A 25,352-nucleotide genomic window follows, 5' to 3' on the forward strand; every position below is an offset into this window, starting at 1 on the left:
ATAGGTTAGGCATCGCAGTTGGTGTGCCAATTATGGAAAATTGAGTTATGACTGATGAATCTATGCTGTATCAGAAAGTCGACCTGCTAAATGGTCTGTTTCCTAACCTAGATACTGAGGCTGAAAAGGATGTTTGTAATGCGATACTCGCGGATGTATTAGCGATTTATAAACAGTTATCGCTAGAGTTTGTTAAAGAAGATTCAGCTCTTGCTGCAGTTGCTGACGTTGAACAGGGGAGAGGGCTCGAGCCAGTTCAGACACAATAGCACTCGACGCCTTAGCACTCGGGCTCAGAGTGTGACTAAAACTTAAATTGGCCACGAAGGTGTGGCCACATTCAGGTTTACTGCAAGAGCAATACAGATCGGCATGGGCCAGACTTAGTTGGTTGGTCTTACCGATAATCGCTACAGAACCACAATCCGGACAAATTACTCGCATACCGATCTCCCAATCCCTATGAATGCTAATGCTTCAACTCCGGTAGTTTACGCCATAGCACTGTTTTTTTAAACAGTACACTTAACCAAGAGTCGTTATTACCTACAGCTAAGAGAGTTTATCCATTGACAAAAATGCCGACAGGGTCAATGTTGTAAGGCATTGGGTGAGCTATGGTTGGTGCAAGCTTACAAGGTAGCTAACCTTATAAGGGCTGTGTAATAATATCAGTAAAATAATTGGAGAATTAAATTGTCAGATTGGACTGTAATAGAACCTCTAGTGGAAGAAAAATTTCGACTTGAAGAGAAAAAATTTGAATTTGAAAAAAGAAAATACTCTTGGGCTATCGCTTCATTGGTCACAGTAGTTATGAGTATTGCAACTGTCGGTGTTTATTCTTTTGCATCTTTCTCGCAGAATAATAAGCTAGAAAGAAGTATTAGCCAATTAGTAGCGGAAGCATCTAAATCTAAAGAGAATTTTATGGTTTTGGAAAGTGAACTAGTAAAAGTGGGATATGAGCAGAAATTATTATTATCAAGGCTTGAGGCCTTAGAAAGTGCAAACACAGAAACTAAGTCGACTCTTTCATTATGGGTTGAACGTACCCAAGAAGATATTAAAACTATAAATGCTCTTGTTAAGGAGGGCACTAAATGAGCTGGTTAGATGATAACTGGGAGAAGGTAGCTACAGTTGTTGGATCTATCGCTATTTCCGGTGCGGTTGGTTTTTTTAGTGGTATCGCCGCAGTTAAAGGAGATATTGCAAAGTTAGACAACAGACTTGTGAAAGTCCAAACTGAAATAGACTCGGCATTAAAACCAACGGACTCCATTCATCGAGAAAGGTTGGATAAATTAGATGCACTTAAAGACACGATAAATAATATTCCTGTTTTGGTTAGGCGTATTGAGGACTTGGAGTCTCATACAGAAATGGCAATTCAAACTAATAAATTATTAGATTTAAGGATTGAGGGACAACGTGAAAGAACCTTGAAAGAATTAAGAGCTTTAATATCTTCAGCTCAAAAATCTAACTAGCAAAATGGCTAACAACAAGTTGCTTATAACGGAAAAATGACAGTTGGCCATCGCCTCGCGATTATAGCCAGCCATTATTTTCCGCTTAGCAAGGCGTTAAACTGACCCCAAAGATCACCTACCTTGCGTTAATCTCACTCCAAATCAAACACCAGCGCCAACTTGCCGCCGACTTCCGGATCTTGCGCTACTGCATTGATCATCTTCTTGATTAGTGGCTTAGTCTCATTCTTAAAGTAAACCTCATCATATTTGGCCGGGTCGCCAAGGCCTGCGGTGTTGGCGGGAATGATGCCGGCTAATCCGGGCGGGAATCTGTGGGCGTTGAGTACGTCTTGGGCGCTGACGTTCTTCACGTTCATAAACTCATCTTTCGATTCGAAGTTGCCCACCGGGATGATCTGCAGCCCTTTCTCTTTACCGTTGGGAATATTGACAAACAGACTCTTGAAATTACCCACGCCTTTGCTGTCTTGAATCTTGGTTTTGATCTCCTGTTCAACTTCGGGGTCCAGGTTCGGGTCAGTGGCATACATGATGAAACCCATGTGGGCGCCATTGAGAAAGTACTTACGGCGAAACAGGGTGGCATCCTCGTTAAGTAGTGCGGCCTGCAGTCCGCCGAGATAATCGGGGCAACCATAGATTTGCTGTACCGGATCATACTGGCGCACCCAGATCACATCTTTGGCCTTGTAGCGTTTCACCTGTTGATTGCGTTCGAGTACTACGGCGCCACCGTCTTTGGCTACCCGAGTGCGATAGCTGGGGAGAGGGAACAATCGAACTACCTGGCGAAAACCGTTGCGGATCTTGAGCAAGGCCACATCGCCAAATTGTATCTGGTTCAAAAAGGCCGCTTCAACATCTTGTACACTCAAGCCGCCGGAGACATAACGGCTTGCGGCCATATTGGCGCGGCTCTGCACTATGCCACCATGTTGGGCATTGCGGCGGGTTAGGTTTGCTAACAGATGCCGATCGACAGGTGGCTCCCAGTAATCATCCATCTGGTTGTAATACAGTGAGTCATAATCGGTGAGCCACATGTTAGGCATCACGGTTTCGGGCAGGCTGAAAACCACAGGGGCATTAGTCTGCTCAGTAGACTCGTTACCTTCTGTATTATTGGCAGCATCATTGGCAGCTATCTCGACAGGGACCATGTGGATTTACCTTTTTGTGCGTGGTTAAGTGGCTCGTTAATTACCGCGTGGGCAATCGCGAAGAATACGTCAGCATGGCCAGTGGTTTGATCTCGGCCTGCTTTGAATGTCATGTTGTCGCCGCTGGCGGTATTGGTTTTACGAATCGATAAAAAGCTCATACCGATATCTTTGTGGCAGGCATCCCAGCTGATCCGGCACGCCTGCACTACATCAATCATCTTGAGTACCAGGCGGATTTTACTGCTGACGCTGTAATGAATCGCCATGGCTTCGCGTGGGTAAAGGGTTTGTATCAGGTCAAACACCCCCGCGCCTATGCCCGTAGTGTCGACACCAATGTAGGTCACGTGGTATCTGGCAAAAATCTTCTGTATCTCGGCAACGTGATGCTGAAAGTTCAAACCACGCCAGGCATGTTTCTCCAGTACGCGGAATTTCTCCCCTTTTTTTATGGGCGGCGCTAGCACCACTAAGGTGGCATTGTCGCGCGTTCGTGACGGATCATAGCCTAGCCAAACCTCACGGCTGGCAAATGGCCTCGGGTTCTTGGGTTTAAAGTCGGTCCAGTGATCCGCATCGCCCATGCATTTTTCTAAATCACTAAACTTAAATACAGAGTCGGCATCATCGACAAAGATGCACATAAACAAGTTATTAAAATCATCGTCGTTGTACTCGTCGCGCAGCTCATCGATATCGAACAGCTGACAGCCCCCGCGCACCGCGTCCTCGATGGTGACCACATAGCGCCACTGCTTATCCGGGCACAAGCGGCCATTGTCGCGGCATTCATCGAAGGTGGGAAACTCAATATATTCGCGGTCTGCTTTTCCCCTGCGCCAGTGATCCCCTGTCCAGAAGGTATAAGCGGGGTGAGCTTTGGTCGATGGGGTTGAAAAGTAAGTTTTGCGCCACTTCTTATGGGTTGCCATGGCTGATGCAAGTTTGTTGAGCACATCGAACTTGCCGATCCAAAAGTATTCATCGACATACACATGGCCGTGGTAACTCTGCGCCGTTTTGCTATTAGTACTTAAGAAGCGCAGCTCAGCATCACCATGGGCGGTATGCAGCACAATCGGGTTGCCGGTCAACTCAATCTCGAAAAACTCTTGGGCAATGCAGACAATATAAGTGCGGAACACTTCGGCCTGGGCTCGGGAGGCCGACAGGAATATTTGCGGATCTCCGGTCAACACTGCCTGTTCGAAGGCTTCCCCCGCAAAGTAATAGGTGGCACCAATCTGCCTAGACTTGAGAATATTACGAATACGCTGATGCAAATTCTCATGCATGGTCTTCTGGTATTCGAACAGGGTGGCGAACCATGGGGCGAAATCATCGGCGGTGAGATGACTCACATCATTCTTACGTTTACGCCCTTTGCGCTTGCCTCTTTGCTGCGCTTTCTCGCTTGAGCCTTTATTGCCCGACCTATTACTAGAGCTGCCTTGGCTATCTTGCTCACCAGCTGCTGCGCGTTCGAGTGTTGCTCGCTGCTTTTTCAGCTTCACATGCTTTTCGATAAGCATATCCAGCTCTTTGATCTGCATGCCTGATTTATCTGAGATCTCAGTCAGCAACACAATACGGCGGGCAATGGCCTCGTCGACTTCCTCCTCGCGCAGCATATCGCGCCAGCTGTACTTATCAGCCCAGTAATAAACGATGCGGCTATTGGGGAATTCAAGTTCAAGGCGGATCTCTTCCGGGGTCCAGCGTCTTAAATAGAGCCGTTTTGCTGCTTCACGTATTTCGGGAGAGTATTTAGTCAAGGGTTAATGATGCTCACACTATTGAAAACTGGCCCCAGTGTATTCATTAGTTTCAAGCCTATAACGGACTAAAGTTCGGCTTGTTTCGGATAGGGGCCACTATCCGAATTGAGCAGAACTAAACCCAGTGCTAAGGGCATTTCATCTGGCTATGCTGGCCACCTAAATCAGATATCACTATCGATTAACCAGCACAGATGAGCCAAATATGAGTCAGTTGAAAACAGATTGGGTGCGTATCGCCACCGAAGGGCAAACATTCCGTAATGTACCAATTGAGCGTCAATGGCTAGTCGACATTGCTGAAACCTATGACCCTAAAAATTATGGGGCACGTATCTGGCCGGATCATCGTCGTTGGTATGGTGCCTGGGGCGATGTGCTCGAAGTTAAAACCGAAGAACAAGACGGTAAGCTGCGTCTTTTCGCGAAATTGAAACCCAATACCCAACTGATCTCTGCTAACGAGCAAGACCAAAAGGTATACACCTCTATCGAAATCGACCCCAATTTTGCTCAATCGGGTAAAGCTTACCTCACAGGTTTGGGCGTAACTGATGAACCAGCCAGTTTAGGTACCGACCGCCTTAAGTTCTCAACTAAAGAACGCTTTGATACTCATCAATATGGCGCGCCTGAACAGCTGGTTATCGGTTATCCCGATGACGAACAGCCAAAGCAAGAAAAGCACCTATACAGCATTTTGAAGAACTTCTTTAAATCTAATTCGCCAGATCTGGCACCCGAACCTTCTGAGGAAGAACCCATGAACAAAGAACAGTTTCAGCAAATATCGGACAAGCTTGATGGCCTTGGCAATAAAGTTGCCGATCTTGAAGGCAAGGTTGAGTCATTCAGCAAAAAGCCTGACGAAGTAAAACCAGAAGTTAAGCCTGAAGTGAAACCTGACGCTGAAGATAAATCTACAGGCGTGACGGGTAAGCAGTTCTCAACGCTACTAGAAAAAGTTACTAGCATTGCCGAGAAGACCGACAAGCTGACTAAGGACTTTGCCGCACTTAAGCAAGAAAGCCCAAATCAAGAGCCTGATCCGGCAGGTCAAGGCGAAAGCTTTACCGTTGTTTAAGCACTAACTAATGCATAACGCCTGAACCCTGTCGCCATTTTTAGTAAGAGAGCACACTATGAATTTAACCCCATTAGCCAAGACACAATTAAAAGCATATTGCGCCAACATGGCCAAGAGCTATGGCGTTGACGATGTACAGCATCAGTTTAGCGTCACCGAACCGATGGAACGTAAGCTAAAAGCTGCCTTGTTAGAATCAGTACAGTTTTTGTCATTGATCACCACCATGGATGTGGACCAGATAAAAGGTGAAGTGGTTAAGGTTGGTAACTACGGCATTGCTACCGGTCGTAAGAAAAATGGCCGTTTCTCCAGTGATCAAGATGTTGATGGTCATAGCTATGAGTTAGTTGAAACCGATTCATGTTCGGTTGTGACCTGGGCCACGTTGTCTGTGTGGGCGAATTCAGGTACTGCGAATCAGTTTATGCAGCTGATGAGTAATAACGCTACCGTGCGTTTTGCACTCGACCTGTTACGCATTGGCTTCAACGGCACCTCGATAGCTATTGATTCAGATCCCGTTGCTAACCCTATGGGCCAAGACGTAAACAAAGGCTGGCATCAAGTCGTCAAAGAGAAAGCACCAGACCAAATAATGACAGATCCTATCTACTTTAACCCTGATGCCGAAGGTGTGTTGAAGAATGGAGAATATAAGACTCTCGATGCCATTGTGACTGAGCTGAAGAATTCGCTCATTCATGTAACGCTTCGTAATGATCCTCGCCTCGTGGTGCTAGTCGGTAGTGATCTTACTGCTACAGCTCAAACTAAGATGATGAACCTTGCTGATAAACCCACTGAAAGAGTAGCCGCACAGAAGATGGATAAGAACATCGGTGGTTTAGCAGCTTATACGCCGCCGTTTTTCCCTGGTAAACGTATTGTGGTCACTCTGCTCTCCAATCTGCACATCTATACCCAGAGAGGTACCCGTCATCGTAAGTCTGAAAATGTTGAAGACCGTAAGCGACATGAAGATAAGTATTGGCGTCAAGAAGGTTATGCCATCGAAGAGTTTGAAGGCTATGCCGCTATCGATGAAGCCAATATGAACATTGGTGCAGCCCCAGCAGTATAAGAGCACTGAGGCGTTCAATGAGTGCCTCATTAATTTACTACCGCCGAATAAAAATAGATGAACCAAGGACATTGCTATGAGTGCCATCGCAAATTTTAAAAAGCGTCGTGATGCAGTTAAGGCCACACAAGCTGAAAGCCAAAAGCTGCAAGAGAAACCAAAACCAGAAAATGCAGCATTAAGGCTGTTGGCCACGGTATTCAATTGTGACCTGGATAATTCATTGCAAGTCGCTAAAGGCTTTGTTGAACAAGGGCTGCATATTGTTGATGGCGAAGTTCATATGTTCTTTGAACAGCAAGCAGACACCACTAAACCAGAGATTGAGCAAGCCAGCGGTGAGCTACAAGGCAGCGCCGATACGGCAACCATTGCCGCTAATGACCTAGCTGACACCGCAGACACGGTAAATGAAACAGCCGGCACTCTGAATGATGCTGCCAACGATGCCGCAGGCTCTGCTTCTGAGTTATCGAACACCGCCGAAGATGTGGCCGACAGCGCCTCCACTATTGCCGATGCTGCAGTGGAGGCAAGCCAAGCCACAGCCGATCTTAAAGAAGTGACCGCAGAGCTAAAAAAGCCGTTGGCGGGGCCTCAATCCTCGCCTTCAGAGAAAAGTGCCAAGCAAAAAAACAGCTCGAAAAAGTAGCGCATACCGGGAGCGCATCATACGCCCCTAGTTTGCATTTGCAGTTGATAGAACTCGATGCCGACCTGAAAAAGCTTAAGGGCTTCGCCAGACGGCAAGACAAGATAACTCACAAGCGCGAGGTGTTGCTGCCCAAGTGGCAACCCATAGTCGATGAGTACTTAGCCCAAGTGGCAAGTGGAGAAAAACCCTATGACAACCCTTTATTTGCTCGCTGCATTATTTGGCTGTTCGATATCGATAACTTTGGCCGAGCTCTTGAGCTGGCGTTTAAGGCCATCGAACTGGGCCAACCTAAGGCGCCAGGTATTCGCCGCGAGTGGCCGAGTTTTATCTCAGATACGGTATTCGACTGGAGCGAGACTCAGGCAGAGCATGGCCGCAGTGTTGAACCTTACTTTACCCAAGTATTTAACCAGGTTGCACACCATTGGAAACTGGCTGAGCCCATCACCGCTAAGTTCTATAAGTTCAAGGGTCTCAGCTTACTGCGCAGCACGACTGGCGAAGTTAAGCCCAGCACTATCGGCGATGCGGATCTTCTGCAGCAGGCAGACAGCTTGCTTGAAAAAGCGGCCAGCCTACATAAGCACGCTGGGGTAAAGACAGTAAGAAACCAGATTGATATGCGTTTACGTGCCCTCGAGGCCTATAGCTCTCAAGACACGTAAGCAGGGACCGACTCCCAACCCTCCAGTGCGCTAGCCGAGTGTTTAACAGGTGACTGTTAATAACCACGTCGACGCTAACCGCACTGAACCCAATTAGCTGTTGTGATTCGAGATGATGATATGAGCGGATTTGGATTTAACTCAGGTGAACAAGCAAGCATTGCTATCGACACAGATAGCGGCTGGCCTGAACTGTCGACTGGCGAATTTCGTCAGCACCGCCGTATTCCTGAAATGTATGAAGAGGCAACCATTGCCGATTCTCTCAATCGCAGCAGCACCGAAGTTCAGCAAGTGTTAATCAAAGTGGTCTCCAACCATGAACTGGGTACGGACGCTCCCTTTACCCTGAGCGAAAGCTCAGTCCCTGACTTTACAGAGAAGCAGAAAAGTATTTATCGCGGGGCTGTGTATGCCCGTAGTCATGCCGATCTTCTGGGCTATTTTTCCGCCGTAGACCAAAAAGACGCTGGCAATAACAAGGCGCAAGACCCAGAACAGCAAGACACCATTTTAGCCCAAAGCAATCGCAGCGTTCGCCTGCTGCTTGGCCTTGGCCGAGTCGGAGTGCACAGCTTATGAGCGTGCTAACTAAAACCCAATTGCAACTCATCACCGAGTTTTTGCTCACTAGCTTAGGGTCTGTGATTAAGGCCAATGATATTGATGCCTGGCAAGAGCACGGCACTTTAATTATCACTGGTGAAGATCTAGGGCTTCAAGGGTTCGCTCTGGCGAAGTGGAAGCACAGCGCCGTCATCTCAATTGAGCGCTTTCCTCACCGTAAACTTAACCCATATAGCTTATTGGCTATGGTTGCCGCATACCTTATCGATAATGGCGGTGAGCGCGACACCTTTCAACTCGCGGATCCTGAGCTCGATATCGACGTGATCAGCAAAGACCACGCTCAGGTACTTATCCAATTAGAGCTGATAGACAACATTGAAGTGATCCCCGACGCCAATGGATCCATTTTATTTAATGGCCAGCAATATCGGATTGATCTTGCCCCGGTCAATGTGGCCGAAACCATAGATACAGTGGTCACTATTGATAGTGATACAGGCGGTGATGCATGAGTCTAGTCATCACCCCAAATTCAAAAAATGCCCTCACGGTTAAGCATCAACTCACCTTGCTGGCACTGCCGGCTAACAAGCGTGTAGCACTGCTGAAAAAGTTAGGCCGCAGCCAGCGAGCCAAGGCCCGCAAACGCATACGTGAACAGAAAACGGTTACAGGGCAAAAGTTTACGCCTCGCAGTGATGGCAAGAAAACCAAGCTGTTAAAGCGCTTAGGCCGAACATTAGAGCCTTATGTAAAAAGCTCAAATCGATTAGAGCTTAAACACAAAGCCAGCTTTACAGGCCGAATTGCTGCACGCCAGCAAGGCGGTGGTGTCGAGCAGATGAACAAACAGCGTATGGCCCGAATTCATGGTCAGCCAGATTATAAAGCCCCTTGTACCCGCGCCCAGGCGAAAGCGTTAGCGGCAGAAGGTTACAAGGTTAAGCGTAAAAAAGGCCGCAACTACCGTAAAGCCAGCATCAGCGAAATCATGGCCAACCTGTCACAGGGTAAGGCCTCACTCATTTTGCAGCAGTTACGCAATAAGCCGAGCAAACAACGCTGGCCGATCCCAGTACCTGCTCGCCCGTTCTTGGGTGATACCCCTGCCAATGTGCAGGCCGAAATAGCCACATTGTTAAATCAATTAAGAGGATAACCCTATGTCATTAGGTGAAGTGACCATCAACAACCAAAACCAAGGACAGGGCGAGGTGCAAGCGATTGAGCGCCATTTCCTGTTTGTAGGTTCAGCAGGTAAATCAGAAGAGGAAAGTCAGCTTTTTTCTGTCAATGCCCAAAGTGATCTCGAGGCCATGTTTGTCGACAGTGATCTGCGCAAACAGCTGATTGTCGCACAGCTTAACGCAGGCCAGAACTGGACAGCGGCAGCTTATCCACTCGCTGCAGCAGAAACTATAGCAATAGCCATTGGTCACGCTAACGAAGTACAGAGCTTTGAATCTGTGGTTGTCTGTGACGTTCAAACCACAGCGCAAGCTATCAGCGGTATTTCAGATGCCGTATTAGCTCTGCAGGGTTCACACGGTCGTTGGTGCTCAGCCATCGTTGCACTACCTGGCATCGATAAAGACACCGAAACATGGGCCGTCTATGAAGCAAAAATGGTGGCCCTTGTTGCGGGGTTAGCCCTGCCGTTAGTGGTGCCGGTACCTCAATTAAATGGCAATAACGCGGGAGTACTCGCTGGCCGTTTATGTAACCGCAGTGTCAGCATCGCAGATTCGCCTATGCGTGTGGCCACAGGCTCAGTTGCCGGATTGGGCATTATGCCAACCGATTCAGCCGAAGCCCCGCTATCACTGGCCAGCCTCAACACCTTAGCCAAGGCGCGACTCAGTGTGCCCCAGTGGTACCCGGATGTTGCAGGCACTTATTGGGGCGATGGTTCAACCCTTGAAGTCGAAGGCGGCGATTATCAGGTGATTGAAAACCTGCGCGTAGTACACAAGGCAAGCCGCGAAGTGCGCGTTCGCGCCATCTTGCGTGTGGGTAATCGCATTCTTAACTCAACCCCTGCAAGTATCGAGTTAAACAAGGCTTACTTTATGAAGCCGCTGCGGGCGATGAGTAAAACCACCACTGTAAATGGGGTGCCGTTCCCCGGTGATATTACACCACCGCGTGATGGTGATATCGCCATCGTCTGGATGAGTAAAACCAAAGTCACTATCGCCATGGTTGTGCGTCCATACAACAGCCCTAAGTCCATCACAGTCAACATCATGTTGGATCTTAGCGTTCTTTAAACGCTGAGACTCACGCAACGTATTTGAGGAGCAAGCAACATGCGTTTATCAGGAATGAATTTTAGCACCCACATTGGCGACACCATGATCCAAGTGGACAGTGCCTCGGTAACCATTACCGACAACAGTGCTGTATCACAAACAGGTGGTGTGCCAGATGGTGCCGTCGATGGTGATGTAGCGGCAAGCGGTGAGCTAACCGTTAACGCTGCCAACTTTAAGTTAATCAGTGAGCAGGCTAAGTCAGCCGGTTCTTGGCGAGCACTAGAAAATTTCGATATTCAGTTCTATGGCAAAACTTCACAAGACGAAATGAAGGTTGAGTGTTTCGGTTGCCGTATCAAGTTAAGTGATCTGCTCGATATCGATAAAAAGGGTGGCAGCGCCAGCTTGTTTAAACTCCCTTTCGATGTGACCAGCCCTGATTTTGTGCATATCGATGGCGTGCCGTACCTGCGCCCCGATGAAATAGAAAACATCGTTCAGTAATTAAAAGTTCAGTGAGGGCCAGAAAATGGATGATGCAGATTTAGCGGTAAAGCATGAACAACGGGCAGAAGAGAGAGCCAGGACGCGGCGCATGTTAGCTAAACCTGCAAAGTCCAGCGCCCGCCATTGTATCGAATGTTGTGAGGCTATCAGTCAAGCAAGGCAGCAAGCGGTGCCAGGTGTTGAACTGTGTATCGAGTGTCAGACGATAAGCGAGCGTAAACGATGAGCCAATTAAAAAACAGATTGATTGAAGAACTGATCGAACGAGAGGGCGGTTACGTTAATGACCCAACCGATCGCGGCGGTGAAACCATGTATGGCATCACGTTGAAAACGGCTCGTGTCCACGGGTACCAAGGTGAAATGAAGTTGTTGCCCTATGAGATGGCTTTTCATATCTACCAAACCACTTATTGGGCACCGCTAAAGCTCGATGAGATTAGCCTGCACAGCGAAGCATTGACCGAGCAACTTTTCGACTTTGGCATTAACTCAGGTGTTGCCCATGCTGCCAAGGCGTTGCAGACAACGTTAAACGTGATGAATAATCGCCAAACCTTATACGTGGACCTTAAAGCTGACGGGATATTTGGTAGCCGTACATTGAATGCTTTGGGCAAGTTTTTAACTCACCGAAAGCGCAAAGGGTTAAAGGTGCTTACTGAAACTGTTCGGGGCCTTCGGATTGCATTTTGTATCGATATTGCCGTAAACGATGAAAGCCAAGAGAAGTATCAGTTTGGCTGGATATCTCGAATAGTGGAGTTGTAGCTATGAGCTGGTTTAGCACCATTTTAGGCACTAACCCCATCGAAGCGATAGGCAAGGCGGGTGATGCCCTGTTTACCTCTGACGAAGAACGAATGCAGCTTGATAATGACTTATTAGAAATTAAGCAGAAGCCTATGTTGATGCAGGCGCTGGCTAACACCATGGCCGTGCAGCACCGGTCGGTTTTTGTGGCGGGAGCTCGTCCGTTTTTGATGTGGGTTTGTGGTTTCGGTTTTCTATTTGCCTTCGTTATTAATCCGATGCTGCAATGGCTGTGGCCTGATGCTGGCACTCCAGAGTTACCGCTTGACGCAATGATGGAGCTCACTCTTGCCATGCTGGGTTTAGCCAGTTTACGCACTGTAGAGAAAATCAAAGGGGTAGCTAAATGAATCAAGTCGCCACTTGGGTGACGGTTGTTATCGCATTTATGAGTTTGATTTTAGGTGTGCTAGTGCCTGTGATTATCGCGATATATAACGCCCACAAAGCTACGGCGAAAGAGCTTAGCGATCATAAAACCCATGTGGCCGAAACCTATGCCACAAAAAATGATGTGAAAGATTTGGGTGACCGTATCGAGCGCCAAATGAAAGACGGATTTAACAACCTCAAAGAACTATTTAACAACAGAAAAGATAAGGATGCAGCATGAAAAAGACAGTGACCCTCACCATAGGCAACACAGAATTTAAATTTAACATGACCGTGAATGACCACTCAGATTTTGTCGATAGCATATCTCGCGGTGGATCGATGTGCAGCGCTTCGCACAATTTTGTAATGCGCGCCATCGATAAACCTCAGAAAGAGGAGTTGAAAAACCTCCTCGCCGAGTCACCTGGTGCAGAAGTGCAGATCGCGGGCACGCTGAAAGGTGAATTCGCGCCAATTCTGGAAATAGCAGTAAAAAAATAACCGCGCTGGTTGAGTCAATAGATAACAACCAGCTGGAGCAGATGTTGATTATTCGTCGACATCAGTTACCACACGAAGATGACAGTGAGCAGTCGATAGCCCGAGCGCTTTGGCTGCATAAGCACCATTTAGAGAGCCTTGAAATAGTCACCGCCAATGGCGTGAACAGGGCCTTCTCAGGTTAACAGTCAGGTTAGTCCATAGAACAAGAGGAGAGTGATCACCAATGAGCCTACCAAAACCTTTAATGTTTACCGTTGGTCTTGTTGACCAGATCACTAAACCGATTGCTAAGATCAGTCAGCAGTTCAATGGGCTGGCGTCTAACTACCAAGCCGGCACTATGCAGATGGCCACGGGCGTGGCAGGTATGGCGGCGGCAGGTTATGCACTGCAAAGCGCACTCATGCCAGCCATCGAGATGGACAGGGTGTTGGGCGAAGTAAAATCACTAGGGGTGCGAGATTCTGCCCTTAAGCAGTTGGCTAACACCTCCTATGAATACGCGCTCAAATATGGCAAGTCTGCCACCGAGTTTGTCAGCTCGAGTTATGATATTCAGTCGGCCATTTCAGGGCTGAGTGACTCAGATCTGTCTCAGTTCACGCTGGCTTCAAACGTACTCGCTAGCGCCACTAAGGCTGATGCGGCCACCATCACCAATTACATGGGCACCATGTACGGTATCTTTAAAAACGATGCCAACGCCATGGGAAAAAGTGATTGGGTTGAGCAACTAACAGGTATGACTGCTACGGCTGTTCAAGCATTTAAAACCGATGGTAAAAAAATGTCAGATGCATTTGGGGCATTAGGCGCATCTGCTGGACTTGCACCGCTCCAAGAGCAAATGGCAATTATGGGTACCTTACAAGCCACCATGGCGGGTGGGGAATCCGCCACTAAATACAAATCATTTTTAGCTGGAGCGGGTAAAGCACAGAAAGCCTTGGGTATGAATTTCGTTGATAGCCAAGGGAAGATGCTGCCGATGATTGATATTTTGCAAAAACTGCAAGGACAGTTCGGTGAACTGTCGGTTCAAGCAGATATCGACAAGGTGACTAGTGCGTTTGGTTCGGGTGAGGCCACAGCGTTAATCCAATTACTGCTAAAAGATGTGGACGGGCTCAGTAGTTCCATTAATAAACTCGGTCAAGTCAAAGGCATGGGGCAGGCTGAAAAGATGGCCGCTGCCATGACAGACCAGAGCGAACGCTTATCACAGTCTTGGTACGTTATCCGCGCCGCCTTTGGCTCTGCAGTACTACCGGCTTTCAATCAGTTTGTTGGTTGGGTAGCCGACATGGGTAAACAAGTACTCTGGTTTACTCAAACCTTCCCTAACTTAACCCGCGTTCTTGGTTATGCCGCTATTGCCATTCTTGGTCTCGTAGCTGCAGGTGGTGCTTTCACCGTGATGATGGGCGTTGGCAAAATGGCCATGACTGCCTACGGGGTGGCGGCGATGGCGTGGGCGGGCATCAATACCTTGTTAACCTCTGGCATGGCATCACTGCGAGGCATGATGCTGGCCGTTAATCTTGTCATGTACGCCAACCCAATAGGCCTGATTGTTGCGGGTATCGTTTTAGCCATAGCCGCAGTGGGCGCCCTGATTTATTACTGGGATGATCTGGTCGCTACCATGGGGAGTTGGGAGTGGGTGCAAGGTTTAGTGAGCGTGTTTAGCAATGCGTGGGACTCACTAAAGGGCATGTTTATTGATTACCTGAATTGGTATATCGACAAACTGAATTACATTCCTGGTGTCGAGATAGATTTGATCCCGACCATGGTTGACCCTGCATTATCCGATTTAAACCAGGCGCCACAAAATCAGCTTCCAGGTGTGATAACAGAAAATAATCAGCAAGCGGTACCCATCTGGATGCAGCAAACCGCTGCCAATGATGTAGCGAACGCGGCCCCCGTGAATGGCCCTTGGTTGAATGCAGGCGCACCTTATCAGCCTGAAGTCGTGACCCAGCAACAAAATCTGCAGCTCGTAAAGCCTGATAACTATCTGCCTGAGCCATTAAATCAGTCGCTCGATGTGCAGCGAACACTGCCATCACCTTATCAGCCTGAAGCTGTGACCCAGCAACAAAATCTGCAGCTGGTAAAGCCTGATAACTATCTGCCTGAGCCATTAAATCAGTCGCTCGATGTGCAGCGAACGCTGCCATCACCTTATCAGCCTGAAGCTGTGACCCAGCAACAAAATCTGCAGCTCGTAAAGCCTGATAACTATCTGCCTGAGCCATTAAATCAGTCGCTCGATGTGCAGCGAACACTGCCATCACCTTATCAGCCTGAAGCTGTGACCCAGCAACAAAATCTGCAGCTGGTAAAGCCTGATAACTATCTGCCTGAGCCATTAAATCAGTCGCTCGATGTGCAGCGAACGCTGCCATCACCTTATCAGCCTGAAGCTGTGACCCAGCAACAAAATCTGCAGCTGGTAAAGCCTGATAACTATCTGCCTGAGCCATTAAATCAGTCGCTCGATGTGCAGCGAACGCTACCATCACCTTATCAGCCTGAAGCTGTGATCCAGCAACAGCATCTGCAGCTGGTAAAGCCTGATAACTATTTGCCTGAGCCGTTAAATCAGTCGCTCGATGTGCAGCGTAACTTGCTAGATGATTATCAGCCCGAAGCCTTGAGCCAGTTGCTCAATACTAAGCCTGTAGCTAATGAGTCTATGGCCAACGCCATTAAGCCACGTATTAATCAACAAGCGGCAATGAGTGCCAAGGCTAACAGGGTGGCTAGCCAATCAAACAGCAAGAGCCTGAGCTTTGGCGATGTGATCATTAAGCATCCACCAAAGAACTTTAGCCTTGCTGAAATCGCTGACCAACAGGAGCTAATGACAGGATGACCGCTAACGCAAATGAAGCTAAGTATAGCGACCTATTAATTGTCGATGGTGCGTTGTCTCTCGATGTCGGGGCACAACCAAACCTCACCAACACGCGCGCCAGTATCGCTCAAGATGTGAAACACATGCTGATGGAATCCGGACTTGTGACTAAGTTACTGGCTCAGCGCAGCGCCACACTGCGCAGCGATGTTTATACCGAGATAGAGTTGCTGATCGAAACGGATACCCGCTTGGTGCCGGGGTCTATCGAGTTAGACATTCGCACACCCGAGTTAATCGCTATTACCGCCACCACCTACGAATTTGGCCAATTAAGCTCTGAGGTAACGTATGTCACGCCCACAAGTTGATTTTGAAAAATTACTAGAAAGTGAAGGAGTGCCGCTGACCGCCGAAGGGGTGACTGCACTGCTCGAAGCCGATGTTATGGCTGCAAACTCCATTATCAGTAACGACAGCGCCATGAGTCCGTTCTGGAAACTCTTCTCGGTCTGTGTGGTTACGCCTGTGTTATGGCTTATCAAGACTCTATTGGCAAAACATGTATTGCCCGCCATGTTCGCCGCCACGGCAAGCGAACTCTATTTAGAGCTTAAGGCATGGGATGTAGGGCTCGAGCGCAAGTTGGCAGTCAAGACCCAGGGCAATATCACTTTCACCAAAATTGATATCAATGCCGATATTTTGGTGAAGGCGGGCACGGTAGTACAAACCGAAAATACCCTGGGCGCGCTTTATAAAATGTTGGTGCTGACCGATACCGTGATCCCTGCAGGTACCCAAACCGCCGCCGTTTTGTGTGAGGCCAACACCGCTGGTGCAGGCCATAACTTAGGGACGGGGTATTACTACGTGTTGCCGGAAGAGTTAGCTGGTATTGAGTCGGTCACCAATGTTGGCGACTGGATAACCCGTGCGGGCGCCAATAAAGAAACTGACGATGAGCTGGCTCTGCGCATACGTGATCAGTTTGCGAGCGTGGGGAATTATCATATCGATGCGGTGTATCGCGCGGCGATCTCGACCTTTGCGGGTATCAGTAGCGACTCGCTCTACTTCGAACACGAAGCGCCGCGTGGACCCGGTACTGCAAATTGCCATGTAATGATGGATGTAGGCGAAACGCCACTGGCCATGATTGATGACATTAACGATTACATTAACACCCAAGGCCATCACGGTCATGGTGACGATATTAGGGCTCAAGCCATTTCGGCAATATCAACGGATCTCGTACTCGATATTTGGCACCTGAGTAACATCAGCGACGAAGAAATAGCCGTGTTGGAAGGGGATATCGAATCACGCATTCGCGCCGTATTTCGTGAGTCCGATAAATTCCAGACATTGACCAGAACCTTACCTTTGAGCACATTTAGTTTCTCTATCCTGAGCAGCGAGTTGCATGCCGAACTACCGCACCTCAAGAGCGTTCGCTTCACCAATGGTGACCTAATAAACGACCTTGAAATACCACGGATCGGCAGCCTGACCATCAACAACAGAGGGGTGGCGTGATGCCTGAAGACAATAATCCCAAGCTGCCGCAGCTGACTCTTCCCTGGTGGATGGATGGGGTCACTTTGCCCACCGCCCCCGAGCCACAAGAACCCGCCATGCTAGGCAATGGCATGCAGTCATTCTGGCAACGTGTGCGCGGCTGGTTTATCTGGCCGTTGGTGCAGCAAGACCCGCTGACCTGTTCACTCGATATGCTCAATTTAAAGGCGTGGGAATGTAACATCACCCGTTTCAGAGATGAGCCCTTGTGGCTGTACCGTAAACGGGTGGCCTATGCCTTTATTAATGCAAAAGATGCGGGCAGTACTCAGGGCTTTTTCAAGATCATGAGCAGGCTGGGTCTGCGAGTGGTCAACATAAAAGAGCGTCAAGAAGGGCTTGATTGGGACAGGGTTTCAATCGAAATTGACGACACTGAAATAGCGACTAATCAGGCTTTGCTAGCCGAACTCATTCAAAGCTATGGCAGAACCTGTCGACGATACGACCACTTGTCGTCACGGGTGGCGGTAAATAGCGTGGCTATTACCGAGGCGTGCCAAGATTTTCAAACATTTACCATCACAACACTAAGCAGTAGCGAGTTTGCGCATTATGGCTCTATTGCAGTGCCTGCGACCGAGTGCAGTAACGACTACCAACATTTATACGTAAGGAGGGCCTAATGGCACGATTAACGACCCATGGTGAGCAATACATTGCGCTGGCGGTTGGCAATGTAAGCGACTTTATTGTTGATGAGTTTATATTCGCTTTTATACCAGGTTTGGATTTTAGGGCGCCAGAGCCGTCGGATGAGCCTATGCCGCCGCTTAGTCAAATAGTGAATAAATCGGCGCCGCTAAAGTACGGCATCATCGATAAAAACAGAGTGACATTTAGTCAGATGTTGCTACCCGATGTGGGTGATTTTAATTTTAACTGGATAGGCCTTGCTCATAATAACCAGCTAATTGCTTTTGCCTATGTCCCCACAACCCAGAAAGTAAAAACAGCAGGGAGCACTGAGGGTAACACCATCAGCCGCAACTTTGTCTTAGAGCATTTAGGCTTGGCTGATGCCGTTCCCGTTGAAGTCTCAGCAGAATCTTGGATGTATGACTATTCAAATGAGATTGTGCAAATTCAAAGTAGCACGACTATTAACGCAACCACCATTATTAACGCCAATGCAAAAATCGTAAAAAATGTGCACTGGAATATGACATTGAGCGAGCGGATCCGAGCTCTAGAGGATGAAAGATGACACAGCAAATAGATGATTTAATGAATGAAGTCTCCAAGGCAGTTACGGCTTCAAATGAGCAGACAAACGCTTCTAATGAATTGGCGGTTGAAGTGGCAGGCAAGATGGGCCAGCTTGACGCTAAAGCCGATGATGCTATCGCTCGCGCCGAGGCTGATTACAATACCAAGGTCGGCGAGCTCACCACTCATGCGATTGAGGGCCATAAAAAGGCCATTGAAGATGCGAGCGGTGGCCGAAACACTATTTTAATTGATGCTCAGGGCAACTCGAACATTATGGTTCGGGTGCCGCGATTTAACTATGAAGATCTCAATGCCAAAATACTGGAGCTTACCGGTGCAGATTTGCAGCTGGGTAGCGGCATTCCGACCATGTTCCAGACTAACGGAGTGCCTCGTGGGGAAGTGTATATTGCTAAATACCTAGCTTCTGCTGGTGCCAATGGCGGCTGCAGTGTTGTAGGTGGTGCGCAGCCTCGCACATTGGTGAATTACGATGTAGCCAAAGACCTGTGTTCTAGTAAAGGTGATGGCTGGCATATGATGTCAATCCATGAATGGGCCGCTATTGCGTTGTGGTCGCTAGCCAATGGCACTGTGCCGCGTGGAAATACTAACTATGGTCGCAGTCACGAAAATAAATTAGAAACAGCTCGCCGTCACGATAATGGCATGCCAGGCGACACCGCAGGCACTGGCCGCACAGATACAGGTAAAGGGCCGAAAACTTGGGCGCACGATCATGGTGCCTGGGGGGTTCAGGATTTAGTCGGTAATGTATGGGAGTGGCTAGACCAAATGAAGCTGGACGATGGCCAGATTATCACCACGCTTGATAACGACCCCAGCATAGCCGAGGTCAACTGGCATCGCCACGGCGCTTATTTTGACTCGCCCAGCGACAGCCAAACTGGCAATGGCAATGTAGGCGCGCCGATCCTCAACAATGCAGTTACTAAGCGCAACGGTCCGGTCGATGATGACAGCCATGACTACCCTTACATGCACGGCAGCAACTTTGCAGGCATTACTAAAGGGGTGAGCTATACGCCATCTGAGATACTGCGCCGCTTGCTGATCGAATCGGCATCAGCGACCAATGTACCCGGGGCCATCTATGCGCGTAACTATGGCGATCGGCTCCCGCGCCGTGGAGGCAACTGGCACGAGGGGTCCACTGCCGGCCTCGGCGCACTCAACCTCTATAACGCGCGCTCGCTTGCGAGCAGTCACGTTGGTTTCCGTCCAGCTTTCTTTGTTTAGTGAGCACTGGAGCTTTGGTTGCTGTGCGATAGCGCAGCGCTATTAATACCAGCTAGTTAATATTAAAAATGGCCCTATTTTTAGAGCCATTTAGGAGAGCGAGTTATGTTTAGTTATATCTTTAGCGGTGAAACCCACATCGACACAACACCTGAGTTTATGGCCAGTTTAGGCATGAATGATGAGCAGATATCATCAACACTGCAGCAGATGGAGTTTGAATCTTCACAATCAACAGTAAAGCGTCAAGCGGCATATGCGAAAGAGTCAGATCCTTTATATATCGAATGGCAGTATGAACTCGCCACGGAAAATCCGGATGCCGATAGCTATAAGCAATTGTGGTTGGACAAGATGTCTAATATTAAGTCGCGCTATCCTCTGGTAGCTGTATAACTGACCTTTATCAGGATGCATTGCTATGAGCCAAATTGCGTTAGACGGTGAGCTAATTAATTTGAAGAGCTGTAAAGTTGAGCTGTCGATGCAATTAGCTGAACAAGATATGTCGGGGCAAACCTCAAGCACCGCGAGCAGTGAACAAGGGGATAAGGCCAAAGAGCTTAAAGTGACGGGATTAATCCCGTTTACCGATGCGGCGCAATTATCTCGTTTGTTTGAGCTGGTGATTGCTAAAGACGAAATGGGTAACCGTCTGGTGAGGCGTATTGGTTCCAAGTTAGCACGTGCAGTTAAAATCAGGCAGGTGAAGTTTTTTGGCCAAATTACAGCGCCAGAGCATCCCACATTATTAGCGTGGAACGTGAGTTTTCAATTGCGTGAGTATTTAAGTATTCCAGAAGTGGCAGAGCAGCGCCAACCGCAAAGTGATGCCAGCACCGAGCAGAGCAGTGAGCAAACTGCCAGTGTGATCCCCACGGCTGCAATTACTGAGGCACCACCGAAAGTGGAAGTGTCATCGATGGAGAAGTTTTTGACGGGGGTCGACAACATCATAGGTGATCCCGCATGAAATTGAGTAAACGCTTAACCGTAGGTACCGAAGTACTCGCGATAACGGATCACCATTTAGTGCTTGAGTTGTCATCGGCAGGCCGCGGCGTATTTGAGGTTGAAGGCGAGGTAAAGCGTGGTCAAATTGTTGCTTTTGATATTGGTTACAACAATAAGCTACAGCGTTACTTTAGCGGATATATCACCAAAACCACGCCGAGCAGCATGGGTATGAACCGTATTGTGGTCCGGGAGTTATCTAGCCTATTAGCTGAGCATTGCCCGATAAACATTCGTCACGCAACATTCCGCCAGGTAATTAAGCAGCTAGCCGAAGATACAGGCTTAAGCTTTGTGATCCCCGATAATGCAATTTACCTTGATATCAAAGTACCGAACTTTACCAGCCAAGGCACCGGCTATCAGTTACTCGCCTGCTTGAGCGGTGTGTTTGGGATTGATGACTGTATTTGGTACCAACAACCTGATGGCCAAATCTTTGTTGGCAGCTACCAAAACAGCCGCTGGCCGTCAAAGCCATTAGAGATTAACCAAGGGTTCAGCAAAAAACAGTTTGGTAATAGTTGGCAGCTAATGGCGATGCCAGCCATGCGACCAGGTGCAATGGTAAATGGTAAGCGAGTTAAGCAAGTAGAGTTTGCAGACGACACCATGACAATCACTTGGACAGCCACCAAGGCCGACGAACGCAGCGAAAGGCGTCGCATTACTAATATATTCCCTGAGCTGTCGGCTGATTATCATCTGCCTGTTTGGGGCAAAGTGATTGCACTGCCAGAATTGCCGACAGAAGAGGGCGAACGCAGTAGTGATCCATTTTACCCACGCTATGCCGTTGACGTGCAGCTGCTTGACGAAAACGGCACAGCAACCAAATCGAAACCACTTCAAGCCGTACCATTACCACTACCAGGTGCAGGTAATAAAGCAGGCCGATTAGAACCGCCGGCTATCGGTTCGATAGTTGAAATTGGCTTTGCCTATGGCAGGCCAGATAAGCCATTCATTCGCTGCGTGCTGCCTTTCGGCTGGGACTTACCCGCCATCAAAGAGGGCGAAACCCGCAACCAAGTGCGTGAAGGGGTTTATCAGCACATAGATGATAAGGGTAACTTAGAAAACAAAACCGATGAGTCGCTCACCGACATCATAGGTAAGCTGGCAGAGCTACAATGCCAAACGCGGAAGGTTAGCGCCAGTGTAGAGCAAGACCACCGCAGCCCTAAGACTTGGCTAGGCAGTGAAGGGGAGAATGTCCTTACATTGCTATCTGAGCTCATGGCCACAGTAAAAGCATTAGCCACAAGCTGTGCCAGCCACACTCATTCAGGCATCAAGTCGGGACTAGGTAATACCAAACCACCAGTTCAGGCGAGTGCCTTCAGTAGCCAAGCATCACAAGCAAGTAGCCAGAAGGGGAGGCTCGACCCCATCACAAAAGAATAACGTAGCCTTTGTCCATCTGCCCTGAATCTCTCAGGGCTTTTTAATGCCTGCAGTATAGACATAACATCTATCATCGATAAGCCTCACAGAATTGAGCACAGGGCTTTCAGCCACGCAATTCAGGCCACAGAATCCTTCCGTCACGGAATCCGCACTCTTCCTCACCCTCCTGCGCACTCTTTATCGTCGTTTTTTTGCAGTTTTTGATTACTACAGTTCATATCGCCAGCCCACGCCGCTGTAAGGGCTTTGCAAGGATCGAAGATCTGAAAGGATCGCAGTTTATTTCAGTGTTTTTCAGTTCTAGCAGTGTTCAATGTCAGGTAGCACTGAAGCTAAGCTCATATAAATACGGCGTTTTGTCTGGATTACGTGACTTTCATTCAGACGTCAGCTAGCTGATATGAAAATTATAAATAAGTAATAACAGATAGTTAATACAAATTGAAACTGGAATGGAAAAGATACTTATGGGGCATGAAGCCCCAAAGTGTTAACCCATTTTTGGACGGAGATGAGTTATGGTAATAGCTCTAACTTGAGGTTGGTTAATTAGAGATAGTACGGTAATTAGATATGCGTGACGGCCTTGTTAATCACCTAATTTGTGTGGGGGGTATGGATGCATTGTGGGTATTTGATTTGAGAAAAGCTCTTCAATGAGCTGCTTAGTCCATACAATGCCGATACTTGGGTCCTTTTTCCCATCAACCAGTCGGCCAGAATATATACCAACTAATTGGAAATGTTTTTTGTTAGTTGGCTGTAGTTTTGATATATCAATATTATTTATTGCATCTAATGCTGATACCTTTCCTTGTTGAAAACCCTTAAATGCATTAGTTTCTTGCCCTTGTAAATCTACTAATTGTCTATTCTCAACTGCAAATACAGGTGACCCGGACATACCTGGTGTTGTTGTTGCGTCAATATAAAAGCGAGACAAGCCTTTAGGCCTAATCAAGGGCTCGCTAGCTATTGTTCCCTTTTTCCATAATGGGAAAATATCCTCGACTGCAATTCCATGTGGATACCCGACAATAAATAGATCAGAACCAACTTCTAATTCGATATCATCAATAAGACCTAGCTTATCTTGAGAAACGATTGTCACATCACTAGGGAAATGAATCTTAATTGCTACAATATCAACCCCTTCTTTGCGCTTAGAGTGCTCTAGCCATTCAATGCCACTGCTTTCTAGTAAGTTTATGCTGCCAGAAATCACACTGTCCATATTTTTATTTAATACATTCCAGCGTATTTCATCTGGAGAATCTGGATAACCTGGTAAGAGAAAGCTAGGCCTGCTCGGTGATCTAGCCGTTAACACGTGATAATTAGTAATTAGGTAGTGAGAGTCTGACTCTATATCAAAATATATAAAGCCAGTACCAACTCCAATGTCTTCGCCTCCTCTAATCATTTCAAGGCGAATGGAAAAAAGCGAAATAGGGGAAATTGTCTTATTACTCAAATTTAACTCCAGTGATGCAGTACAGATAATGTTGATAAAAAAATCACAGACTTTAACGAACTAAATTGCAATCTATTTGTAACAATTTTAGCTATTTATTAGTAATTTTTTTGTGACGAAATTCTCGTATTTTCTCAAAATAAATTTATTTGGCCATTATTGACCTAATGACTCATTAGCAAATTTTAGTAACTACATTTGAACAGGAATCACATGAAATTTGCTCTAATACGAAAAGGGATGATTCTTTGTTCTGACTGGAAGTCAGAAAATTTACGACAAAAGTAAGAGTAACTTGTGGTCATTGGTAGTGAGAGCTAAAACTGCTGTCGCCATTTAGATGTGACAAAGGGTTAGCCTTTGTTTTAATTGGTAGAGAGCGGCGGCTCGAACCGCGTCCAAAAAAACTACAATATTAAACTCAATTTTCATCTAAAAACTTATCATGCAGCTTGTGTGGGAAAAGCTGAGTATAGACTTGCCATAGAATGTTTAGGTTTCTGTGGCCGGTGACTTGAGCCACCTCTTCGATAGAGTAACCTTTTTCAAATAATCGGCTTGCACCCTCACGGCGTAAATCATGATAACGCAGATCATCAATGCCAAGTTCGTTACGCACTCGCTGAAAGCCTGCAGTTACTGATCTCGGGTTGTAGGGGAATATCAACTCATCGGTTTGCGGCTGGCGCAGAGCGATATCAAACGAACCTGCCAGCAGTGGCACTATCATATGATTACCGGTCTTCTTGCGCGGGTCTTTACGGTCACGGGCAATTATCGTCTTGTGATCATGGCGCAGATCTTCCCAGCGCAGCTTACAAACCTCGCCAATTCGCATGCAAGTTAAAATACTAAAATCCAAGATATCCAAAAAGGGGATCCGCTTGTCACCGTTGGGTCTGTACTCCATGCGTTTTTTCAGGCCGTCTTTAAGCCGGTCGAGTTCGTCCTCGGTAGGTCGCCTGGTGCGTTTCTGGCTTTTACCCACTAGGCCCATTTCGATAAGGACTGGCACTGCATCTTCAAAAATCTGGTAGTTGGCATCGACGTCCCAAATAGGTAGGGCTTTTTTCATTACCGAGCGTAGATAGGCGATATCGTGATAGATGGTTGCAGGCCCAGTGCCTGCCGCGCGGCGGTTCTTGCAGTGCTCAATCAGATCACTAGTTTTCAGTGAATTGCTGGCAACTCTGGCAATGTCGCAGTCCATTAACATCTTAATGACGTAGCGCTTTGTGCGACCCGTACCTGCCCATAAATCAGGTTCTTCAAAATACAGGTTAAGCAGTGCACCTAATGAGATGACTTTCCTCGTGTTTAACGCATCAGACTTTTGCAGTTCGTTAACGCGCGCCAATGCCCAAGTACGAGCCACTTCTTTTTTACTGAATGTTTTCGACTCTGAATGTATAATAGCGCTCGACTTTTTAATTCTGATTAAGCAGCGAAAGCTTAATTCACCATTTGCCTTTGGTCGTTTCTGTATTGTGAATGATGCCATGTTAGTCACTAAGTTATTGAATCGTCCTACTGCATTATGGATCCCATATGGATCACCTTGCAAGGAAATCCAAAGA

31 protein-coding genes are annotated in these 25,352 nt (G+C 47.6%); 26 read left to right on the forward strand and 5 right to left on the reverse strand.

Annotated elements, in window-relative coordinates:
• Positions 1-192 precede the first annotated feature (192 nt).
• Positions 193-444, reverse strand: coding sequence for an ogr/Delta-like zinc finger family protein (locus FS373_RS22000; protein ID WP_152830607.1), 252 nt, complete (start codon positions 442-444; stop codon positions 193-195).
• A 252-nt stretch (positions 445-696) separates the two neighbouring features.
• Here FS373_RS22000 and FS373_RS22005 point away from each other — a divergent pair, with 252 nt between their 5' ends.
• Positions 697-1,107, forward strand: coding sequence for a hypothetical protein (locus FS373_RS22005; protein ID WP_152830608.1), 411 nt, complete (start codon positions 697-699; stop codon positions 1,105-1,107).
• A complete protein-coding gene (locus FS373_RS22010; protein WP_152830609.1) occupies positions 1,104-1,493 on the forward strand; it encodes a hypothetical protein in 390 nt (129 codons plus the stop codon). The genes FS373_RS22005 and FS373_RS22010 overlap by 4 nt, the downstream gene beginning before the upstream one ends.
• A gap of 134 nt (positions 1,494-1,627) precedes the next feature.
• On the opposite strand, the gene FS373_RS22015 is transcribed toward FS373_RS22010, so the two are convergent.
• Positions 1,628-2,659 (reverse strand): phage portal protein, encoded by a 1,032-nt coding sequence (locus FS373_RS22015; RefSeq protein ID WP_152830610.1) that lies wholly within the window; start codon positions 2,657-2,659, stop codon positions 1,628-1,630.
• Positions 2,641-4,437: a terminase large subunit domain-containing protein gene (locus FS373_RS22020; RefSeq protein ID WP_152830611.1), complete on the reverse strand. Its 1,797-nt coding sequence runs from the start codon at positions 4,435-4,437 to the stop codon at positions 2,641-2,643. Before FS373_RS22020 ends, FS373_RS22015 begins: the two co-directional genes overlap by 19 nt.
• 208 nt (positions 4,438-4,645) lie before the next feature.
• Between FS373_RS22020 and FS373_RS22025 the strand changes: the two genes are divergently transcribed.
• From FS373_RS22025 to FS373_RS32240, 24 genes are all read left to right on the forward strand, one after another.
• On the forward strand, positions 4,646-5,524 hold the full coding sequence (locus tag FS373_RS22025; protein ID WP_152830612.1) for a GPO family capsid scaffolding protein: 879 nt from the start codon (positions 4,646-4,648) through the stop codon (positions 5,522-5,524).
• A gap of 58 nt (positions 5,525-5,582) precedes the next feature.
• Positions 5,583-6,611: a phage major capsid protein, P2 family gene (locus FS373_RS22030; RefSeq protein WP_152830613.1), complete on the forward strand. Its 1,029-nt coding sequence runs from the start codon at positions 5,583-5,585 to the stop codon at positions 6,609-6,611.
• A 76-nt stretch (positions 6,612-6,687) separates the two neighbouring features.
• Positions 6,688-7,263, forward strand: a complete 576-nt coding sequence (locus FS373_RS22035) for a methyl-accepting chemotaxis protein (RefSeq protein WP_152830614.1) — start codon at positions 6,688-6,690, stop codon at positions 7,261-7,263.
• Between the two features lie 38 nt (positions 7,264-7,301).
• Positions 7,302-7,934 (forward strand): phage terminase small subunit, encoded by a 633-nt coding sequence (gpM, locus tag FS373_RS22040; RefSeq protein WP_227993134.1) that lies wholly within the window; start codon positions 7,302-7,304, stop codon positions 7,932-7,934.
• 120 nt (positions 7,935-8,054) lie between these two features.
• Complete coding sequence (locus FS373_RS22045) at positions 8,055-8,516, forward strand: head completion/stabilization protein (protein ID WP_152830616.1); 462 nt, start codon at positions 8,055-8,057, stop codon at positions 8,514-8,516.
• Positions 8,513-9,016 (forward strand): phage tail protein, encoded by a 504-nt coding sequence (locus tag FS373_RS22050; RefSeq protein WP_152830617.1) that lies wholly within the window; start codon positions 8,513-8,515, stop codon positions 9,014-9,016. Before FS373_RS22045 ends, FS373_RS22050 begins: the two co-directional genes overlap by 4 nt.
• Positions 9,013-9,663, forward strand: coding sequence for a phage virion morphogenesis protein (locus FS373_RS22055; RefSeq protein ID WP_152830618.1), 651 nt, complete (start codon positions 9,013-9,015; stop codon positions 9,661-9,663). The genes FS373_RS22050 and FS373_RS22055 overlap by 4 nt, the downstream gene beginning before the upstream one ends.
• Before the next feature lie 4 nt (positions 9,664-9,667).
• Positions 9,668-10,774 carry a DUF2586 domain-containing protein gene (locus FS373_RS22060; protein WP_152830619.1) on the forward strand — a complete coding sequence of 369 codons (1,107 nt, stop codon included), beginning with the start codon at positions 9,668-9,670 and terminating at the stop codon, positions 10,772-10,774.
• Positions 10,775-10,813: 39 nt separating this feature from the next.
• Positions 10,814-11,263, forward strand: a complete 450-nt coding sequence (locus FS373_RS22065; RefSeq protein ID WP_152830620.1) for a phage protein — start codon at positions 10,814-10,816, stop codon at positions 11,261-11,263.
• A 25-nt stretch (positions 11,264-11,288) separates the two neighbouring features.
• The gene (locus FS373_RS22070) at positions 11,289-11,492 is read left to right on the forward strand and encodes a TraR/DksA C4-type zinc finger protein (RefSeq protein ID WP_152830621.1); all 204 of its coding nucleotides are present in this window, start codon (positions 11,289-11,291) and stop codon (positions 11,490-11,492) included.
• On the forward strand, positions 11,489-12,037 hold the full coding sequence (locus tag FS373_RS22075; protein WP_152830622.1) for a glycoside hydrolase family 108 protein: 549 nt from the start codon (positions 11,489-11,491) through the stop codon (positions 12,035-12,037). Before FS373_RS22070 ends, FS373_RS22075 begins: the two co-directional genes overlap by 4 nt.
• 2 nt (positions 12,038-12,039) lie before the next feature.
• Complete coding sequence (locus FS373_RS22080; protein WP_152830623.1) at positions 12,040-12,429, forward strand: 3TM-type holin; 390 nt, start codon at positions 12,040-12,042, stop codon at positions 12,427-12,429.
• Positions 12,426-12,692 (forward strand): hypothetical protein, encoded by a 267-nt coding sequence (locus FS373_RS22085; RefSeq protein WP_152830624.1) that lies wholly within the window; start codon positions 12,426-12,428, stop codon positions 12,690-12,692. Before FS373_RS22080 ends, FS373_RS22085 begins: the two co-directional genes overlap by 4 nt.
• Positions 12,689-12,955 carry a putative phage tail assembly chaperone gene (locus tag FS373_RS22090; RefSeq protein WP_152830625.1) on the forward strand — a complete coding sequence of 89 codons (267 nt, stop codon included), beginning with the start codon at positions 12,689-12,691 and terminating at the stop codon, positions 12,953-12,955. The genes FS373_RS22085 and FS373_RS22090 overlap by 4 nt, the downstream gene beginning before the upstream one ends.
• Positions 12,956-12,996: 41 nt before the next feature.
• Positions 12,997-13,140: a DUF6890 family protein gene (locus FS373_RS31615; RefSeq protein WP_194165919.1), complete on the forward strand. Its 144-nt coding sequence runs from the start codon at positions 12,997-12,999 to the stop codon at positions 13,138-13,140.
• Between the two features lie 41 nt (positions 13,141-13,181).
• Positions 13,182-15,842 carry a phage tail tape measure protein gene (locus FS373_RS22095; RefSeq protein ID WP_152830626.1) on the forward strand — a complete coding sequence of 887 codons (2,661 nt, stop codon included), beginning with the start codon at positions 13,182-13,184 and terminating at the stop codon, positions 15,840-15,842.
• The gene (locus tag FS373_RS22100; RefSeq protein WP_152830627.1) at positions 15,839-16,195 is read left to right on the forward strand and encodes a DUF2590 family protein; all 357 of its coding nucleotides are present in this window, start codon (positions 15,839-15,841) and stop codon (positions 16,193-16,195) included. Before FS373_RS22095 ends, FS373_RS22100 begins: the two co-directional genes overlap by 4 nt.
• Positions 16,176-17,363, forward strand: coding sequence for a baseplate J/gp47 family protein (locus FS373_RS22105; RefSeq protein ID WP_152830628.1), 1,188 nt, complete (start codon positions 16,176-16,178; stop codon positions 17,361-17,363). The genes FS373_RS22100 and FS373_RS22105 overlap by 20 nt, the downstream gene beginning before the upstream one ends.
• Positions 17,363-18,031: a phage tail protein gene (locus FS373_RS22110; protein WP_152830629.1), complete on the forward strand. Its 669-nt coding sequence runs from the start codon at positions 17,363-17,365 to the stop codon at positions 18,029-18,031. The genes FS373_RS22105 and FS373_RS22110 overlap by 1 nt, the downstream gene beginning before the upstream one ends.
• The gene (locus tag FS373_RS22115; protein WP_152830630.1) at positions 18,031-18,612 is read left to right on the forward strand and encodes a phage tail protein; all 582 of its coding nucleotides are present in this window, start codon (positions 18,031-18,033) and stop codon (positions 18,610-18,612) included. The genes FS373_RS22110 and FS373_RS22115 overlap by 1 nt, the downstream gene beginning before the upstream one ends.
• Entirely contained in the window at positions 18,609-19,877 is a 1,269-nt protein-coding gene (locus FS373_RS22120; protein WP_227993136.1) for an SUMF1/EgtB/PvdO family nonheme iron enzyme, read from the forward strand. The genes FS373_RS22115 and FS373_RS22120 overlap by 4 nt, the downstream gene beginning before the upstream one ends.
• Positions 19,878-19,982: 105 nt before the next feature.
• A complete protein-coding gene (locus tag FS373_RS22125; RefSeq protein WP_152830631.1) occupies positions 19,983-20,273 on the forward strand; it encodes a hypothetical protein in 291 nt (96 codons plus the stop codon).
• Between the two features lie 25 nt (positions 20,274-20,298).
• Positions 20,299-20,850, forward strand: coding sequence for a hypothetical protein (locus FS373_RS22130; RefSeq protein ID WP_152830632.1), 552 nt, complete (start codon positions 20,299-20,301; stop codon positions 20,848-20,850).
• Positions 20,847-22,298 (forward strand): hypothetical protein, encoded by a 1,452-nt coding sequence (locus FS373_RS32240; protein WP_227993138.1) that lies wholly within the window; start codon positions 20,847-20,849, stop codon positions 22,296-22,298. Before FS373_RS22130 ends, FS373_RS32240 begins: the two co-directional genes overlap by 4 nt.
• A 592-nt stretch (positions 22,299-22,890) precedes the next feature.
• Here the strand turns inward: FS373_RS32240 and FS373_RS22140 are convergent.
• Positions 22,891-23,775: a S1 family peptidase gene (locus tag FS373_RS22140; RefSeq protein ID WP_152830633.1), complete on the reverse strand. Its 885-nt coding sequence runs from the start codon at positions 23,773-23,775 to the stop codon at positions 22,891-22,893.
• Between the two features lie 421 nt (positions 23,776-24,196).
• Complete coding sequence (locus tag FS373_RS22145) at positions 24,197-25,276, reverse strand: site-specific integrase (protein WP_152830634.1); 1,080 nt, start codon at positions 25,274-25,276, stop codon at positions 24,197-24,199.
• Positions 25,277-25,352 lie beyond the last annotated feature (76 nt).

It is taken from the genome of Shewanella sp. YLB-07 (assembly GCF_009377275.1).